The sequence below is a fragment of the Citrobacter sp. genome (genome assembly GCF_050252275.1).
In the GTDB taxonomy this organism is placed as follows: domain Bacteria; phylum Pseudomonadota; class Gammaproteobacteria; order Enterobacterales; family Enterobacteriaceae; genus Citrobacter_A; species Citrobacter_A amalonaticus.
In genome coordinates, this window is record NZ_JBFWLF010000008.1 from 18,582 (window position 1) to 35,642 (window position 17,061).

Consider the following 17,061-nt stretch of genomic DNA (forward strand, 5'->3'; position numbering starts at 1 on the left):
GGAAAGGAGAGCGGGCAAGGCGCAACGCCTCGCCCATTAAGGGATCAGCTATAAAGCAGTTCGTAGATATAAAAATATTCCGCATCCGATAACCGGATGGCATAGGCCTCTTCGATCGGCAGAAACGCAGATTTAATGACACTAAACGCGCGGGGATCCAGATTCGGTTTGTTTTCCAGCGCCATCTGTAACGGTTTACGGTTGATCACGATACGCTCAACCATGCAACAGCAGTGGATCAGGAAGCGTAGTGTCACCTGGCGACTGGGTTTGAGGGAAAGCGCAGTCGTCAGATGGTTAAGCACGCCCTCCATCTCTTTCAGAATGCGCTGCGGGTTGAGCACTGAAATATGATTGATGATGCTCTCCATGGTCAGCGCGCTGATAAAGCGCATCGCGCTGCGCTCCATCTCCAGACGGCGCTCGGCGCTGGAGAGATCCGGCGTCAGCAGGCTTAACACCAGCTCCGGCCCCTGCTCAGAGAACAGTTCTTCCAGCGAGATAAACGGAATATCCGGCAGTCCGGGCTGGAAAGTCCCGACAATCCCTGCCAGTCGCTCATTGGCATTCAGCGCCTGCTGGACACGTTCGAGACTGCGCACGTCGTTGTAATCGAGGATCACCATTCGCGTGTCCTGCGACATCAGTTCGCCGAAGCTCTCCTCGAGCACTTTTTTAATTTTTTCCGCCGTTCCCATGCCGGTAATGCAGGAGACGACCAGCACTTTGCCGCCGTTTTCCTGCTGCGGCGTACACAGCTGGCAGGGGATATTTTTGCTCTGCATCAGCGCCGCCAATTGGGGTAAATCGCTGGTTTCGTAGCTTAAATCCAGCCCAATCTCCAGCAGACTGGTCAGCGTGATGTTGGGCATCAGCAGTACGTCTATCTGAAATAACTTGCTGATCGTACTGCCGAAATGTACCAGTGAACCGATGTCGACCATCAGGATCAGCCGCTGATAGCGTTGGGTCTGAATAATCTGGGTCAGCGTTTCCAGCGTGTCATGTACCGACTGCTCAAACGGCATGTCGACTGCGCTGAACAGGTCGCGTTCCAGTACACGGTTAACATACTGCGCCATGCTGGTCGCGGTGGTCGCGCCGTGAGCGACCAGAATCACCCCGCAATCCGGACTGGCATCAATGCGCTGGCGGTAATGACGACACTCTTTCAGGAACAGGCACAGCCAGACCACTTCCGTCGCCGGGCACTGAATATGCAGCAGTTCATTAATTTTGCGGCACAGCAGCGTGGCGTTATCGTATTCATCTTTGCAGCGATCGAGGATCAGACTGGAAGAGTAGAGCTGGGGAATCAACCCGCGCTGGACGTAGCCAATCAGCGCCAGGAAGTGCTTGCGCAGCGGATTCACCAGGTTTTCCGGCAGCGTAAACGTAAGCACCTGTTCCACGCAGCCGATCAACAGCGTCACGCGTTCTTCGATTTGATCGCCATAACGCGGTGGATGCGCCACGCTATCGCGACTGTAGAGGCCATATTCGAAAATCGAGCTGAGCTTGTTTTTCAGGATAGCCAGCGTTTCCGCCGGCGGGACATTACTGTTGCGCAGATTGACATATTCACGGGTCAGGAAGCTGTAAAACAGATCGCTCTCTTCGATTTCCGCCCCGGTCGCCAGCGACGTTTTCAGCGCCGGTAACGTGCGCGCATCAATGTTCAGCCGCTCTTTCCCTTCAAACAAGGCATCGACCAACAGGCGCTGTTCCGGCGTGGCGTGAAACGGTATCTCCGCCAGCCGTTTATCCAGTTGTAGTGTGTCATTATGTTCCGTCATTCCTGACGCCCACGCCTGGGCGCACAGGAACTGGATATCACTCTTCAACTGACCAATGTTGCCCTCCAGCGGTTTGTTCAACAGCCAGAGCAGTAGCGTTTTGTCGATGCTCACCGTGCGCTCGATTTTGCGACTTTCACGCTGCAGGAAACCGACAATCAGCTCCACTTGTTCTTCAATCGATCGCTGACGAATCCCCGGCAAATCGATGCTTACCTGAATGCGTCGCTGGAAGGTACGCAACAGCGACGAATTCGCCGGTTCCGTGGTGGCGCAAATCAGCCGTACCGAGATCGAACGCGCCTTACTGCTGTCCCCCAGCGGACGGTACTCACCCTTATCAAGAATAGAGAACAGTTTTTCCTGACCTTCGTAAGGCAGACGGTGCACTTCATCGAGCAGCAAATAGCCGCCGTCTGCCTGCTCAACCAGACCGGGTTTATTCTCGTTCGCGCCGGTAAATGCCCCCTGACGATGGCCAAACAGGTGGGAAGAGAGCAGTTCCGGGTTATGGGCGTACTCGGCGCAGTTAAAGTAGACCAGCGGCGGCGGGGAACCGGCGGACTTTTCGCAGGCGAAGCGGTGCATCAGTTCGGCAAAAAAGGTTTTCCCCACGCCAGATGGGCCGGTCAGCAGCACGTGCAAACCCTGCGGATAGAGCACCGCGGCGCGGCCTTTTTCAACCGCATCGCGCAGGCTGCGGTCATAGCCAATCAGGCCGGTGAAAGGATCGTCGTCGCCCGTATTTTCCGCTTGCGGAAGCAGGTCAGCCACCGAGCGCACCTCGCGCTCGCTACTCTCCAGTTTGCGCCCCAGCAATGTCTCCAGCGTCTGGCGGTGCAGGAAGAACACCGGACGCCCCCGGCTTTTAATCGCCAGACCGTCATTCCACAGTTGGTTGAGATCTTTACTGACCGAGTTGCGCGCCAGCCCCAGGTTGAAGCCAATCGCCTCCGCGGTGAATGCCGTCTCCTGCGCCAAATCGGCACGATCCAGCCCACGCGTCAGCCTTTCAAGCTCTCCCAGTACGATCTCGATCCGTCTCATCTCTTTACCGCTTAAGAATTAAATGATTGTTCAGAACATACACTATTCTGCTATGCAAGAAAGTGAATCGGCGTCCAGACGTCACGGTGAATGCCTCCGGTCATCAAAATGTTTTCGATAAATAATGCCGGGCAGCCCCTTTTTCCGGGAAGTCCTCAAGGGTCAGTTGCAGTTGATAACCGTTCTTCTGGTAGAACGGCAGCGCCTGAAAACTCAAGGTATCGACCAGCGCATGGAGACAACCTCTTTCGCGAGCGGCGTGCTCTGCGGCCTGGATTAGCTGGCTACCGTAACCGCCTTTACGCAGGGATTCATGCATCCATAAAAAATCAATGCTCAACCATTCCCCTTTGATTTTGCCAATCAATCCCCCCCGGATTTTCTGCTGCTCGTCACGCCAGTAAACCGCCAGATCGCCAAAATTTCTCGTTTGCAGAAACTGAAAATTGTAAGCGCGCAATCCGGTGAGCAGTGCATTTTGATCGTCTTCGGTAACGGTATCGGTAATTTGTATCTGCATTCTATCCTCCTGAAAAAATACAACTTTTGGCTGAAGCCTTTTCCGACTTTCGCACGGGCTGCTGAGAGAGTCGTACACCATCTACACTTACTCTTGAAATGATGCGCATCGACTACAAGGATTATTACCATGAAACGAGCCGTTTTACCGATCATTGCCGCCCTTTTCTTGATGCCAACGCTGGCGCAGGCCGACTCGCCTTACGGCGCACTGCAATCCGTGCACGAAAAAAATACGATACTCAACGATTTACGCAAAATTTGTACGCCGCAAGGTTCGCCTTCAGACGAGGCGTGGGAAAAAACGATCATGGCGAATGAAGGCAATCAGCAGCACATCCGCGAGGCGGCGCTGGCGATGGAAAGGAACAATCAGAGCAACTACTGGGAAGCGCTCGGTAAGGTGGAATGCCCGGATATGTAGCGTGAAGCCTGCGCCTCACGCCCGTTAATTAGCTTACCGCTGGCGAACATCCGGAATGATGAGGTCGCCGCGCAGCACATACGATCCCAACATGCTCTGCGTTTTTTCATTCAGCCAGCTGACAATCCGCGCCGCCATCGCATCCATGGAGTATTCGATTGCCGGGATGGTCGGGATCCCCGGCAGATGCAGCGAACCGGCGAGGCTGAAGATCATAATATCTTCCGGAACCGACTTATTAAACGCCTGCAATTGTGGGATCACCCGCTGAGCCTGCTGCTCATCCGCCACCAGCAGGGCGTTAAAGTTGAGCGTGGAGGCGTTATTCAACAATTCCTGTAGCGCGACCGAGGAAGAGGTGGCTTCCATAAACACCAGGTTACGGTTAAAGGGCAGGAAATTCTTCTCCAGCGCGTGTTTGTAGCCGAGCAGCACCTGTTCGGAGAACCCCATCCCTTCAGGATGAATGAGGGCAATCTGCCGACGATTCTGGCTAATCAGATAGTTACAGGCCGTTTCGGTGGCAAAGCTGTGGTCAAACTGAATACTGGTCACATCGTCGCCCGCTTCCAGGCAATCCACCAGAATGACGTTTTCCTGGCTGATATTCAGCGGGAAACGCGCCCCAATAATCAGCACATCGTCACACAGGCCACAACTTAATTCATCAAGGGCGCTCATTACTTCTGCTTTGGTGTTGGCAAAGCGGAGCAACAAATGCTTTTGGTGCTGGCTCAGATGTTTTTCCAGTGCGTAAAGGTAGCCCGTCGTCTGGTTAATGTTGTCCTGCGCGCAAATCACGCCAATGCAACCGGTGCTCTGGCTGAGTAATGACTGGGCAATCACATTCGGACGATAGTTCAGTTCATCCACCGCCTTTAACACGGCAAGACGACTGGCTTCCTTCACACCACGCGATCCGCTCAACACGCGCGACACCGTGGCTTTAGACACGCCAGCCAAACGCGATACATCGTTGATAGTAGACATCATTCTCCCCTGACAGAGCCTGCCTGGCTCCTTCAATCCTGAATTTAACATTGGCTCAAATAATCACCACACGCAGTATAGCTGTTTCCGTTTTTCATGGAAACCGATTTTCCGTTTCCACTCAAAAAGTATGAAATAGCACCAAAACCGTGAGCCAAATCCAAATAATTAGCCTTATAAGAATAAGATCTTGACGGTTGTCACAGTTCCGTTTGCTTCATATGGAAACCGGTTTCCGTATGATATCAAATCAGACTCGCAATAAGTTTTTACATTTTGAGGATGGTTAATAATGTTCAGGATTATGTTGTGTTGCTCTGCAGGGATGTCCACCAGTCTGCTGGTTCGTAAAATGGTCGAAGCCGCAGAAGAGCGGAAGCTGCCAGTCCAAATTGATGCATATGGCGTTTCCGAATTTGACATTCAGTTTCCAAATTACCAGGTGGTGCTGCTTGGCCCCCAGGTAAAATACATGCTTAACACGCTCTCAGAGAAGGCTGCCACCCAAAACATCCCCGTAAAAGCCATTGATATGCAGGATTACGGAATGCAACGCGGTGACAAGGTGCTGGATTTTGCTCTGTCGCTGATTGAAGCGGCACATTAGAAAGGTGTCATTATGAGTTCGTTATATCAGTCAATGGTTGCTGTCATAGAACAATCCATCACCCCTCTTGCCGGTAAACTGGGCCAGCAAAAGTATGTGATTGCGATTCGTGATGGTTTTACCGCGGCGCTGCCGTTTATGATCATCGGCTCGTTCATGCTGGTGTTTATTTTTCCGCCGTTCTCTGCCGAAACAACCAACAGCTTTGCCCGTGGCTGGCTCGATTTCTCCGCCACGTATCGTGAACAGTTGATGCTGCCGTTTAACCTCAGCATGGGCGTTATGACGTTCTTCATCTCTGTGGGCATTGGCGCCAGTCTGGGCCGTCAGTTTAATCTCGATCCAATCATGTCCGGCCTGCTGGCGTTTATGGCCTTTTTACTGGTCGCCGCCCCGTATGCCGACGGGAAAATCTCCACCCAGTACCTTTCCGGTCAGGGGATCTTTACCGCGCTGATCACCGCCATCTATGCCACGCGCGTTTATGCCTGGCTGAAGCAGCACAACATCACTATCCGTCTGCCGAAAGAGGTTCCGACCGGCGTCGCCCGTTCGTTTGAGATCCTCATTCCGGTTCTGGTGGTCATTGCGACGTTACACCCGCTGAACCTGTTTATTGAAGCGCAGACCGGCATGATCATTCCGCAGGCGATCATGCACCTGCTGGCACCGTTGGTTTCCGCGTCTGACTCCCTGCCGGCGATTCTGCTTTCGGTCCTGATGTGCCAGATTTTCTGGTTTGCTGGTATTCACGGTTCGCTGATCGTCACAGGCATTATGAACCCATTCTGGATGGCCAACCTTTCCGCGAACCAGGCGGCGCTGGCAGCAGGCGCGGCATTGCCACACGTCTATTTACAAGGTTTCTGGGATCACTACCTGCTGATCGGCGGCGTGGGCTCGACTTTACCACTGGCCTTCCTGCTGCTGCGTAGTCGCGTTACCCATCTGCGGACGATCGGCAAAATGGGCATCGTCCCTAGCTTCTTCAACATTAATGAGCCTATTCTGTTCGGTGCGCCGATCATCATGAACCCGATGCTGTTTATCCCGTTCGTTTTCGTGCCCATGATCAACGCCGTACTGGCTTACACCGCAACCCGTCTGGGCTGGCTGGATCAGGTGGTGTCACTGACGCCGTGGACCACGCCCGCACCGATTGGCGCCTCCTGGGCGGCAAACTGGGCCTTTAGTCCGGTGGTGATGTGTCTGATCTGTATGGTGATGTCAGCGTTGATTTACCTCCCGTTCCTGCGCGCTTACGAACGTTCTCTGCTGAAGACAGAAGAACAAAAAGCCCAGGATGCCGTCTCCGTGGCGAACGCTGCCCGTAGCAACTCATAATGAATCAAGGAGTCAGAACAATGAGATACCGTTTTCCTGAAAACTTCTGGTGGGGCAGTGCCTGCTCAGCGCTGCAAACCGAAGGGGATAGCCTGAACGGCGGCAAAAGCCAGACCACATGGGATGTGTGGTTCGACCGCCAGCCAGGTCGTTTCCATCAGGGGGTTGGCCCGGCGAACACCTCAACCTTTTATCAGCACTGGAAACAGGACATCGCGCTGCTGAAGCAGTTGAAACATAACAGCTTCCGCACCTCGTTAAGCTGGTCGCGCCTGATTCCAGACGGCACGGGCGAGATGAATCCAGAAGCGGTGGCGTTCTATAACAACGTTATCGACGAACTGCTGGCACAGGGCATCACGCCGTTTATCACACTGTTTCACTTCGACATGCCGATGGTGATGCAGGAGAAAGGCGGCTGGGAAAACCGTGACGTCGTGGAAGCCTTTGGCCGCTACGCGCAGACGTGTTTCGAATTGTTCGGCAACCGCGTTAAGCACTGGTTCACCTTTAACGAGCCGATTGTGCCGGTAGAAGGCGGCTATCTGTATGACTTCCATTACCCCAACGTGGTGGATTTCAGACGCGCAGCCACCGTGGCGTATCACACCGTGCTGGCGCACTCGACGGCGGTTCGCGCTTATCGTGCGGGCAACAACGACGGCGAAATCGGTGTCGTGCTCAACCTGACGCCTTCTTATCCGCGCTCACAGCATCCGGCGGATGTGAAAGCCGCGCACCATGCGGATCTGCTGTTCAACCGCAGCTTCCTCGACCCGGTGCTGAAAGGGGAATATCCGGCGGATCTGGTGGCGTTACTGAAAGAGTACGATCAACTGCCCGCCTGCCAACCAGGTGACGCACAGCTGATTGCCGATGGCAAAATCGACCTGCTGGGCATTAATTACTATCAGCCCCGCCGCGTGAAATGCCGCGATACCGCCATCAATCTGAATGCGCCATTTATGCCGGAGTGGTTGTTTGATTATTATGAAATGCCAGGCCGTAAAATGAACCCGTACCGGGGCTGGGAAATTTATGAGCCGGGTATTTACGATATTATTACCAATCTGCGTGATAATTACGGCAACCCGCGCTGCTTTATTTCTGAAAACGGAATGGGTGTAGAAAACGAACAGCGATTTATTCAGAACGGGCAAATTAATGACAGTTACCGTATTGAATTTGTCTCTGAACATCTTAAATGGCTACATAAAGGGATCAGTGAAGGCTGTCAGTGCCTTGGTTACCATATGTGGACCTTTATTGATAACTGGTCATGGCTCAACGGATATAAAAACCGCTATGGTTTTGTCCAGTTAGATTTAGACACGCAAAAACGTACGGTGAAAAAGAGCGGCGAGTGGTTCGCCAATACCGCCGAACATAACGGATTCGATTAAGAGATATTTACAATGATTGCATTAGAAGAAGCAGTAATGGAAATTATCGTCAATGCCGGACAGTCCCGCAGTCTGTGCTTTGAGGCGCTTCACGCTGCGCGCGCAGGCAACATTGACGAGGCGAAAAGCCTGCTTCGGGAGGCGGACGGTTACGCCCGTCAGGCCCACCACATGCAAACCAAATTGATCGAACAGGATGCCGGGGAAGCCCGGCAACCCATGACGTTAATTATGGTGCATGCGCAGGATCATTTAATGACATCGCTGCTAGCCCGCGAACTGTCAGAAGAAATTATTCATCTTTATCAACGTTAATTTAAATTAAATAATAAACGGAGACGTCACTACGATTAAATAAACGCATTCTGTACCCGCACCTATAAATAACAGATCAACTTGTTTTGGTGATAGCGAATTACACCAAGGCGGGATGGTTATTATCTTAAAATAAATTAATGCGCACATCTCTTCAGAATGCTCAATGCAAACTGAAGGATAAAACGTAAATGAGATAACCATGAACATGATAAAAAAACTTCCATTAGCCATGGCGGTCGTGGCCGCGCTTTGCCCGATTTCTGTACTCGCACAGGAATTTACGCAGGAACAAATCGACGCCATTGTCGCCAAAGCCGTAGACAAAGCCCTTGCGGAACGTCAGGCGAAAATGGACGCTGCTGTGGCGAAAAAAACCGATGTGATTGTTGAGCCGCAAAGCGCCGCACAGTCACCCGATATGGCCATCCCGTTCGGTGTGAAATTCAGCGGCTATGCGCGTTACGGCGCGCACTTCCAGAGCGGCGATCAGAAGTACGTCGGCGTGGACGGTTCCTATAACGGCGCGTCCGCCATTGGTCGTCTGGGTAACGAAGGCAACGGCGGCGAATTCCAGCTTTCCAAAGCATTCAAAGGCGACAACGGTGCGATCTGGGATATCAACGTGATGATCGACCACTGGGGTGACGAGGTGAACCTCAAAAAGGCCTACGCAGGGGTGACCAACGTTCTGGAATCCAACCCGAACGCCTATATCTGGGCGGGGCGCGACTTCCACCAGCGTCCGCAACAAGGGATCAACGACTACTTCTGGATGAACCACGACGGCCAGGGCGCCGGGGTGAAGAACTTCGATATTGGCGGCGTGCAGTTTGACGTGGCGACCGTGGCCGCCGTGGAATCGTGCAGCCCGGAAGTGATGGAAGATGAGGCCAACCCGTCACGCATCACCTGTACCGGCGGTTCCGGCACCGGTGACAAAGGCAACTACGCCGTGACCTCAAAAATCCACGGCATGAAACTCGGTCCGTTAGATCTGGAAATTTACGCCAACTACGGTTTTGACTCGAAAGCGGTCGATAGCGACGATCGCCTGAAGGCCTGGCAGGGCGCGTTTGTGGTGAGCCATACCAATGACAGCGGCGTCAACAAAGTGATCGCCCGTTACTCTGATAACTCCGACAACAGCGTCTACAACAAAACCGACGATCTGACGGCGATTTACGCCAGCTTCGAAGGGAGTCATAAATTCACGCAACAGGCACAGGTTGAATACCTGTTGGCATTCCATGACTACGACAACAGCGCCGATCAGAGTGAAAATCGCAAGAACTATGGTGCTATTGTGCGTCCAATGTACTTCTGGAACGACGTGCACTCCACCTGGCTGGAAGCGGGCTATCAGCGTGTCGACTATGATAACGGCGGCGATAACAAAGGCTGGAAGCTGACACTGTCGCAGAACATGTCGATTGCAATGGGGCCGGAGTTCCGCCCGATGCTGCGCTTCTACGTCACCGGCGGCAAAGTGGATAACGACCGCACCGCTCGCGTGAACGGCACGGATGACGAAACGCTGGACGATTTCAACGTCGGCGCGATGTGGGAAGCGTGGTTCTGATGAGCCATATCGCGTTATGCCGGATGGTGGCATAAATGCCTTATCCGGCCTACAGGTCTCCGTACCGTAGGTCGGATAAGCGCAGCGCCATTCGACAAACAGAGTGTGAGATCATTGCATACCCTTTATGCGAACTTTCGCTGCCACCAGAAGCGCCGTCAGCAGCATCAGGCTGCCGGAAAGCATCAGGGGCGACAGCAGGCCAAGGTTATCGAGTGCATAGCCTCCCACCGCGGCCCCACAGGTATTGGCAAGCTGGATCACGGCGACCTGGACGGATCCAGCCTTTTCTGCCTGATCGGCTAGCGATCGGGTAATCCATGTCGACCACCCCACCGGCACCAGTGCAAACGCCAGTCCCCAGATAATCGCAATGCCCGCCGCCACAATCTTGTCGCTGCCCCACAGCGTAAGCACCAACGCACTCAGCGCCAGTACCAGCGGCGCACCGGCTAATGCCAGCTTGACCGAGCGTTTAAGAATCACAGACGACAGCGAGGTGCCAACAAAACTGGCGATGCCAAAGCTCAGCAGCACCAGCGTCAGGCCATCGACATCAAAGCCCGCCAGATTCATATACACCGGGCGGATATAAGTGAAGAACGCAAACTGGCCGGCAAAGGACATAAAGATGGCGATCATCCCTGCCGCAACACCGGGACGATTCAACAAGCTGAACATGTTTTGCTTCTGATGAGAAGGCTCACCGGGCAGCGACGGCAGTGATTTCACCACCCAGACCATACACAGCACGCCCATCACCGCTGCGGCGTTAAAGACGTGGCGCCAGCCAATAATGCCGCCTAAAAAACTGCCCAACGGCGCAGCAATCACCAGCGCGATAGAAACCGCGCCGAAAATCACTGACAGCGCTTTTGGCACTGTACGCGGCGGAACCAGGCGCATGGTCAGCGACGCCGACATCGCCCAGAATCCACCCAGCGCCAGTCCCAGACAGGCTCGTCCCACCAGCAACAACGCAAAGGAGTTGGCAAAAGAGACCAGCAGGCAGGAGAGGGTCAGTAACACGGAGAACAGAATCACCACATAACGACGATCCGTTGCCTGAATGATCTGCGTGATAAACAGGCTGGCAAACATGGCGACAAACGCGGTGACAGTCACCGACTGTCCGGCAACGCCTTCAGAAATCCCCAGGTCCTTCGCCATTGGCGTCAACAGACTAACAGGTAAAAACTCGACGGTAATCAGGCAAGCGACACAGAACGCCACGGCAAATACCGCCGACCAGTTCGGGCGGGCGACAACGTCAGCGCGGGTTTTCTCTTCGATACATTCACTCATTTATGCGACCTGCGTGGTGTTCTGGTGGAAAAGTCACGCAGTGTAACATTTTAATTGTGACGCATTTAACGTTTTGGCAACTATTTGTCCGATGGCTACACCTGCCTTACGCTTCACTTGCGTAACAACATTCGTATCCATATTGCTCTTAATGCAGCCAGTGCACGCCGTCTTCAGGCTGAAAAAAGGCGTTGTAGCGCATCTGGAAGGCGTTGATGTCCTGCATATCCGGATCAACCTCGCGTAAGAAACCGAGCGCCAGACGTACCTGCGCATCGGTGACTGGCGCAGCCAGCCTGGCCTTTTGCAGCAGGCGATGCCACTGCAACAGGTTCTGCTCGCTGCCGTCCACAATGACGCTCTGCCAGATCAACAAAACCTGAGCGGCATTTTGCAGATGTGACTCGTCGGGGCGATGGAGATACTGCATAAATGCCTCACCCTGCACTTTTCCCATCTGATCGATCATCGATTCTACCGCCACCACATCAATATTCAGGCGCTCGCTCAAGCGGCGAATCGCCCGCCGGGATCCGGAAGTGAGTATCCGAAACCCGATAACAAACACCACCGCCAGTGTGGCCAGCATTATCCAGATCATGCGTTCTCCTGCTTTATCAGCGCTCATGATATCTGGAAACGGCCCGTGAATACTAATCCACCAGAATGATTTTCAGCGCAAAAAGCACCGCGACCACAACGACGCACAGGTTCAGTTCCCGCCAGCGTCCGGTAAATACTTTCATGATGCAGTACGACATAAAGCCAAGCGCGATCCCCTCAGTAATGGAAAAACTAAAAGGCATCATCACCGTGGTGATAAACGCAGGAACCGATTCGGTTAAATCATCCCAGTTAACGCGGGAAAGGCTGGAGGTCATCAGCACACCGACAAAGATCAGCGCGCCTGCCGTTGCATACGCGGGAACCATACTCACCAGCGGAGAAAAGAACATCACCAGCAGGAAGAGCACACCAACCACCACCGCCGTCAGGCCGGTACGCCCGCCAACCGCCACGCCCGAGGTGCTCTCAATATAGGCTGTCACAGACGAGGTGCCGATAAACGCCCCGGCAACCGAGCTCACACTGTCGACATACAGTGCCCGCCTCATACCAGGAAACTTACCGTCGCTACCGATTAACCCGGCTTTATCCGTCACACCAATTAATGTTCCTGATGAATCAAACAAATTGATGAGCATGAACGAAAAGATAATCCCGGCCAGATTAAGCGATAAAGAACCACTTAAATCGACCTCACCCATCACTCCGCTAATACTGGGAGGCACAGAATAAATGCCGCTAAAATGGACATCACCGAAAAATAACCCACAGCAGGAGGTGACGACAATAGAGATCAACACCGCAGCATGAAAATGACGTGATGACAGCACGGTAATAATAAAGAAACCTAAAATCCCCAGTAATACGCTGTGAGAGCTTAAGTTACCAATGGTCACCAGGGTGTCTTTATTTGCAATAATGACGCCCGAATTTTTTAATCCCATCAACGCAATAAATAAACCAATACCACTGGTGATGCCGATACGTAAATTAATCGGGATATTGGAAATCATCCAGTAACGGATGCGAAAAAGGGTGAGTAAAAATAGTCCGACCGCCCCCCAGAAGATAGCCCCCATTCCCGTTTGCCAGCTTACCCCCATTGCTCCCACCACCACAAAGGCAAAAAACGCGTTCAATCCCATCGCCGGCGCTAATGCAACGGGAAGGTTAGCGACGAGGCCCATCGCGATGCTGCCAATACCGGCGATGAGACACGTGGTGACAAACACCACTTTGGGGTCCATCTGCGCGGCCCCAAGTATTTGCGGGTTAACAAAAACAATGTACACCATGGTTAAAAACGTCGTCATCCCGGCAATCGTTTCGGTCCGCACGTCGGTGCCATGCTGGCGGAGTTTAAATAATCGCGAAAGGTGATTTGAATCATGCTGCACGTCATCACTGATATCATTATTCATTTTTCTCATCCATTTATGAAGATATAAGCAGGCCTCATTTAAAACATCTCCTGTCTTTAATTCAGTGATTGTAATCACAATGCAAATGCCCTTTAATCGATAAACTTAAAATAATTACCGGGTATTTCTTAATGATAAATAATAATCAAATTGATAAAATCAAAATGAGAAAAATATGAATAACAGCATAAGTCATAAATTTCATTATATTAGCCGTCAGGAACAGCAAGAATTGTTAGCCGTTGCACGCGGCGAAGCGGTTGCTGATTATATTATTGATAATGTCATTCTTCTCGATATTATCAATGGCGGAGAAATGACCGGCCCTATTGTGATCAAAGGGCGGCATATCGCGGGCATCGGGGCGGAGTATCGTGACGCTCCGGCATTACGGCGCATCGACGCCCACGGCGCAACAGCGGTACCCGGCTTTATCGACGCTCACCTGCACATTGAATCCAGCATGATGACGCCAGTGACCTTTGAAACCGCGACGCTGCCGCGCGGGCTCACCACCGTCGTGTGCGATCCTCATGAAATCGTCAATGTGATGGGCGAAAAAGGATTCTCCTGGTTTATCCGCTGCGCCGAACAGGCGAAGCAGAATCAGTATCTGCAGGTGAGTTCCTGCGTTCCCGCTCTGGAGGGATGTGATGTGAATGGCGCACATTTCTCCCTCGACCAGATGCTGGCCTGGCGCGATCACCCGCTGGTCGCCGGACTGGCCGAAGTGATGGATTACCCAGGCGTCATTGCCGGACAAGATGCGCTGCTCGACAAAATGGACGCTTTTCGCCATCTGACGCTGGACGGCCACTGCCCAGGACTGAGCGGTAAAGCGCTCAACGCCTATATCGCCGCCGGGATCGAGAATTGTCACGAGAGCTACACGCTGGAGGAGGGGCGTCGCAAGTTGCAACGCGGGATGACGCTGATGATCCGCGAAGGTTCCGCCGCCCGCAACCTCGACGCGCTGGCACCGCTGATCAACGCTTTTAACAGCCCACAGTGCCTGCTCTGTACCGACGATCGCAATCCCTGGGAAATTGCGCATGAAGGGCATATCGACGCCCTGATTCGCCGGCTGATTTTACAGCATAACATCCCGCTACACGTCGCTTATCGCGTCGCCAGTTGGTCTGCCGCTCATCATTTTGGCCTGCGCCATCTTGGCTTGCTGGCCCCCGGCAAACAGGCGGATATTGTCCTGCTCAGCGATGCCCGCAACGTGACGGTACAGCAGGTGTTTGTCAAAGGAGAACCCGTTGACACTGAACGTCTGAAAGCCGACGAACCGGCAAGGCTGGCGCAAACCGTTCCACCGTATGGCAATACCATTGCGCGCCACCCCGTTTGCGCCAATGACTTCCCGCTGCATTTCACCCCCGGCAAACGCTATCGGGTGATCGATGTTATCCCTAACGAACTGGTGACAGGTGCCAGTGACTGCGTGTGCACCGCGGAGGGCTTCGATCGTCATGATATTTGCTATATCGCCGTGCTTGAACGCTACGGTCGCCAGTCGCCCCCGGCCTGTAGCTTATTAGGTGGATTCGGACTGCGTGAAGGCGCGCTGGCGGCCACGGTCAGCCATGACAGTCATAATATTGTGGTGATCGGTCGCAGCGCTGAAGAGATGGCTCTGGCGGTTAATCAGGTGATTGACGATGGCGGCGGGCTTTGCGTCGTTCGTAACGGCCAGGTGCAATGCCACTTGCCGCTGCCGATTGCCGGGTTAATGAGCACCGACACCGCCGATTCGCTGGCGGAGCAGATCGATGCGCTAAAAGCAGCAGGGCGCGAATGTGGCTCTCTGCCCGACGAGCCGTTTATCCAGATGGCGTTTCTCTCCCTGCCGGTGATCCCCGCGCTAAAACTCACCAGCCAGGGGCTGTTTGACGGTGAAACGTTTACCTTCACTTCCCATGAGATCGCTGACTGATTAAGGGTCGCCTAACCAGAGAATATAAAAGGGGAACTAAATACTGAATCTCAAGTGCTTATACGTGCCTGCTGTGGTTCATGATACTCGTGTCGGGTGTCGTACATCCTGTCTCGTTACCCCACTGCTGCCCCGGTAGACGGATAAGCTGTTCCTGTTTTGCGGGTTATTCTCCCGCAGTCAGATTCTACGCACCACGCAACCCGTCTTTTAACGTCAGCCAGCGGCAGCGGCAGTCCCCGTGGGTCGCAGTGGTACAGGTAAATTTTGCGTTCCGGCGTGTATTCCGGCTCCAGCTGATTTTTCATCTGTTCCGGCGTCAGGCCGCACTGTGCCAGCCACGTCCGGCTGGCTTCGCTGAGTTCCCCGCGCCGTAGTTCCGCTTCCAGATTATCCACCATCGCCACCAGTTCCGGCGGGAAGGTCACGTTTGCTTCCTGACTCGACGTTGCATTTGATAACCCGCTGGTTTTTCTATACTTAATTGATTGTTACCATTATCTTTTTGTGATTTTTCTATGAAAAAATGGTGTCACGAAAAACCATTGAATGTAACCAATAAAAAAGAAAATAAACCACTCTATAATTAAATAAAAACGATTAACCTCAAATCCTTCGAACCTACTATCAAACATTAGCGCTATTAAGTAAATAATGCCAGATAAAAAAGACAATATTATAAGCCCTGATGGGAACGTTAAAAGAAACATAGATAAGAAAGAAAAATCTCTATATCACTATTCTTCGTCCCATCATAGAAATAGAGAGTAAAAATCAAAATAATAAAGGAGATGCTTACCCAAAAAAATTTCAAAATAAACATATCATTAAGTCACCCAAGTTTATTAAACCACCCCATAGACAAATTATACGGACGACTACAAGACTCTTTACAACTATTAAGTACATCATCTGACCAATCTTGGCAATCGATACCAAAAGGTATCTGATACCAAGGTCTCTTTTTATTTTCCACTCGATTTTTAACACACTCATTGACACAATCTCGATCATCTACTTTTTTGCAAGCACCATTGCCATCAGTTGGCCATGTGTCATTAGTTGCTTTACCTTTACTACCAGGAAAGACTGCAGCCCCCGTTCTATCCTGCCCACCGCAGGTATACCCTCCCTTACCATTATCAACACACAGATATTGATGGTAGAATGGATTCCCCCAAATATCAGGGCCACTACGAGTCCCAGTCCCACCAAGAGTATGTAGTGGTATGGTGCACATATATGTATCTAATCCTAATGGATCTATATATTCAATAGGATTCAATGGATAAAGATATAAACTCCATCCCCCCATCAACCCAATCGGATCCTGTGTGATATACCTTCCCTGTGCAGGGTCGTAATACCGGTGCCGGTTATAGTACAGTCCTGTCTCCTCGTCATACTGCTGCCCCGGCAGACGAATAAGCTGCTCCAGGTTATGCGGATTATCTTCCCGCAGCATATTCCCCCATTCATCAATTTCTGCGCGCCACGCAATGGCCCCGTTAATGTCAATCAGCGCCAGCGGCAGGCCCCGGTGGTCGCAGTGATACAGGTGGATTTTGCGTTCCGGCGTGTATTCCGGCTCTATCTGGTTTTGTATCTGCTCCGGCGTCAGGCCGCACTGTGCCAGCCACGTCCGGCTGGCTTCGCTGAGTTCCCCGCGCCGTAGTTCCGCTTCCAGATTATCCACCATCGCCACCAGTTCCGGCGGGAAGGTCACGTTTGCTTCCTGCTGAAATTTCTCGGCCAGCGTGCGGCGGATGGCTTTGGTCAGTTCTCCGGTAGCCGTTTCA

The 17,061-nt window shown here is 52.6% G+C and carries 15 protein-coding genes; 7 read left to right on the plus strand and 8 right to left on the minus strand.

What is annotated here, in order from left to right:
* Nucleotides 1–44: 44 nt before the first annotated feature.
* Together dagR and AB7E14_RS01505 are read right to left on the minus strand one after the other, a co-directional pair.
* Nucleotides 45–2,843: a transcriptional regulator DagR gene (gene dagR, locus AB7E14_RS01500; protein WP_044263596.1), complete on the minus strand. Its 2,799-nt coding sequence runs from the start codon at nt 2,841–2,843 to the stop codon at nt 45–47.
* 103 nt (nt 2,844–2,946) lie between these two features.
* Entirely contained in the window at nt 2,947–3,363 is a 417-nt protein-coding gene (locus AB7E14_RS01505; RefSeq protein WP_044254537.1) for a GNAT family N-acetyltransferase, read from the minus strand.
* A gap of 129 nt (nt 3,364–3,492) precedes the next feature.
* Here AB7E14_RS01505 and AB7E14_RS01510 point away from each other — a divergent pair, with 129 nt between their 5' ends.
* A complete protein-coding gene (locus AB7E14_RS01510; protein ID WP_058587360.1) occupies nt 3,493–3,786 on the plus strand; it encodes a YicS family protein in 294 nt (97 codons plus the stop codon).
* Nucleotides 3,787–3,819: 33 nt separating this feature from the next.
* Here AB7E14_RS01510 and AB7E14_RS01515 read toward each other — a convergent pair whose 3' ends face one another.
* Nucleotides 3,820–4,776: a LacI family DNA-binding transcriptional regulator gene (locus tag AB7E14_RS01515; RefSeq protein WP_042998691.1), complete on the minus strand. Its 957-nt coding sequence runs from the start codon at nt 4,774–4,776 to the stop codon at nt 3,820–3,822.
* Nucleotides 4,777–5,068: 292 nt separating this feature from the next.
* Between AB7E14_RS01515 and AB7E14_RS01520 the strand changes: the two genes are divergently transcribed.
* The 5 genes from AB7E14_RS01520 (at nt 5,069) to AB7E14_RS01540 (ending at nt 10,027) form a co-directional block, all read left to right on the plus strand.
* On the plus strand, nt 5,069–5,383 hold the full coding sequence (locus AB7E14_RS01520) for a PTS sugar transporter subunit IIB (protein WP_042323435.1): 315 nt from the start codon (nt 5,069–5,071) through the stop codon (nt 5,381–5,383).
* A gap of 12 nt (nt 5,384–5,395) precedes the next feature.
* Nucleotides 5,396–6,727, plus strand: coding sequence for a PTS sugar transporter subunit IIC (locus AB7E14_RS01525; RefSeq protein ID WP_042998692.1), 1,332 nt, complete (start codon nt 5,396–5,398; stop codon nt 6,725–6,727).
* 20 nt (nt 6,728–6,747) lie between these two features.
* Nucleotides 6,748–8,130: a glycoside hydrolase family 1 protein gene (locus AB7E14_RS01530; RefSeq protein WP_316962435.1), complete on the plus strand. Its 1,383-nt coding sequence runs from the start codon at nt 6,748–6,750 to the stop codon at nt 8,128–8,130.
* A gap of 12 nt (nt 8,131–8,142) precedes the next feature.
* On the plus strand, nt 8,143–8,445 hold the full coding sequence (locus AB7E14_RS01535; protein ID WP_008786514.1) for a PTS lactose/cellobiose transporter subunit IIA: 303 nt from the start codon (nt 8,143–8,145) through the stop codon (nt 8,443–8,445).
* Nucleotides 8,446–8,647: 202 nt separating this feature from the next.
* Nucleotides 8,648–10,027 carry a carbohydrate porin gene (locus AB7E14_RS01540; RefSeq protein WP_042998694.1) on the plus strand — a complete coding sequence of 460 codons (1,380 nt, stop codon included), beginning with the start codon at nt 8,648–8,650 and terminating at the stop codon, nt 10,025–10,027.
* Between the two features lie 111 nt (nt 10,028–10,138).
* Here the strand turns inward: AB7E14_RS01540 and nepI are convergent, their stop codons facing one another.
* The 3 genes from nepI to AB7E14_RS01555 all read right to left on the minus strand — a co-directional run bounded on the left by nepI (nt 10,139) and on the right by AB7E14_RS01555 (nt 13,320).
* Complete coding sequence (gene nepI / locus AB7E14_RS01545; RefSeq protein ID WP_046401701.1) at nt 10,139–11,332, minus strand: purine ribonucleoside efflux pump NepI; 1,194 nt, start codon at nt 11,330–11,332, stop codon at nt 10,139–10,141.
* Between the two features lie 148 nt (nt 11,333–11,480).
* Entirely contained in the window at nt 11,481–11,933 is a 453-nt protein-coding gene (locus AB7E14_RS01550; protein ID WP_316962438.1) for a DUF1198 domain-containing protein, read from the minus strand.
* Nucleotides 11,934–11,985: 52 nt separating this feature from the next.
* Entirely contained in the window at nt 11,986–13,320 is a 1,335-nt protein-coding gene (locus AB7E14_RS01555) for an NCS2 family permease (RefSeq protein WP_044328002.1), read from the minus strand.
* 175 nt (nt 13,321–13,495) lie between these two features.
* Between AB7E14_RS01555 and adeD the strand changes: the two genes are divergently transcribed.
* Nucleotides 13,496–15,262 carry an adenine deaminase gene (gene adeD, locus AB7E14_RS01560; protein ID WP_058587358.1) on the plus strand — a complete coding sequence of 589 codons (1,767 nt, stop codon included), beginning with the start codon at nt 13,496–13,498 and terminating at the stop codon, nt 15,260–15,262.
* A gap of 116 nt (nt 15,263–15,378) precedes the next feature.
* Here the strand turns inward: adeD and AB7E14_RS01565 are convergent, their stop codons facing one another.
* Complete coding sequence (locus AB7E14_RS01565; protein WP_316962439.1) at nt 15,379–15,690, minus strand: hypothetical protein; 312 nt, start codon at nt 15,688–15,690, stop codon at nt 15,379–15,381.
* Between the two features lie 404 nt (nt 15,691–16,094).
* Nucleotides 16,095–17,061 (minus strand): RHS repeat-associated core domain-containing protein (locus AB7E14_RS01570; protein ID WP_428169295.1); only part of this gene is annotated, 967 nt, incomplete at its 5' end.

What these genes read in the sequence shown, in the direction of transcription:
- AB7E14_RS01520 (WP_042323435.1), top strand. Translation starts at nt 5,069, where the DNA reads ATGTTCAGGATTATGTTGTGTTGCTCTGCAGGGATGTCCACCAGTCTG.
- AB7E14_RS01540 (WP_042998694.1), top strand. Translation starts at nt 8,648, where the DNA reads ATGAACATGATAAAAAAACTTCCATTAGCCATGGCGGTCGTGGCCGCG.
- AB7E14_RS01525 (WP_042998692.1), top strand. Translation starts at nt 5,396, where the DNA reads ATGAGTTCGTTATATCAGTCAATGGTTGCTGTCATAGAACAATCCATC.
- AB7E14_RS01555 (WP_044328002.1), bottom strand. Translation starts at nt 13,320, where the DNA reads ATGAATAATGATATCAGTGATGACGTGCAGCATGATTCAAATCACCTT.
- adeD (WP_058587358.1), top strand. Translation starts at nt 13,496, where the DNA reads ATGAATAACAGCATAAGTCATAAATTTCATTATATTAGCCGTCAGGAA.
- AB7E14_RS01530 (WP_316962435.1), top strand. Translation starts at nt 6,748, where the DNA reads ATGAGATACCGTTTTCCTGAAAACTTCTGGTGGGGCAGTGCCTGCTCA.
- AB7E14_RS01505 (WP_044254537.1), bottom strand. Translation starts at nt 3,363, where the DNA reads ATGCAGATACAAATTACCGATACCGTTACCGAAGACGATCAAAATGCA.
- AB7E14_RS01515 (WP_042998691.1), bottom strand. Translation starts at nt 4,776, where the DNA reads ATGTCTACTATCAACGATGTATCGCGTTTGGCTGGCGTGTCTAAAGCC.
- nepI (WP_046401701.1), bottom strand. Translation starts at nt 11,332, where the DNA reads ATGAGTGAATGTATCGAAGAGAAAACCCGCGCTGACGTTGTCGCCCGC.
- AB7E14_RS01550 (WP_316962438.1), bottom strand. Translation starts at nt 11,933, where the DNA reads ATGATCTGGATAATGCTGGCCACACTGGCGGTGGTGTTTGTTATCGGG.
- AB7E14_RS01535 (WP_008786514.1), top strand. Translation starts at nt 8,143, where the DNA reads ATGATTGCATTAGAAGAAGCAGTAATGGAAATTATCGTCAATGCCGGA.
- dagR (WP_044263596.1), bottom strand. Translation starts at nt 2,843, where the DNA reads ATGAGACGGATCGAGATCGTACTGGGAGAGCTTGAAAGGCTGACGCGT.
- AB7E14_RS01510 (WP_058587360.1), top strand. Translation starts at nt 3,493, where the DNA reads ATGAAACGAGCCGTTTTACCGATCATTGCCGCCCTTTTCTTGATGCCA.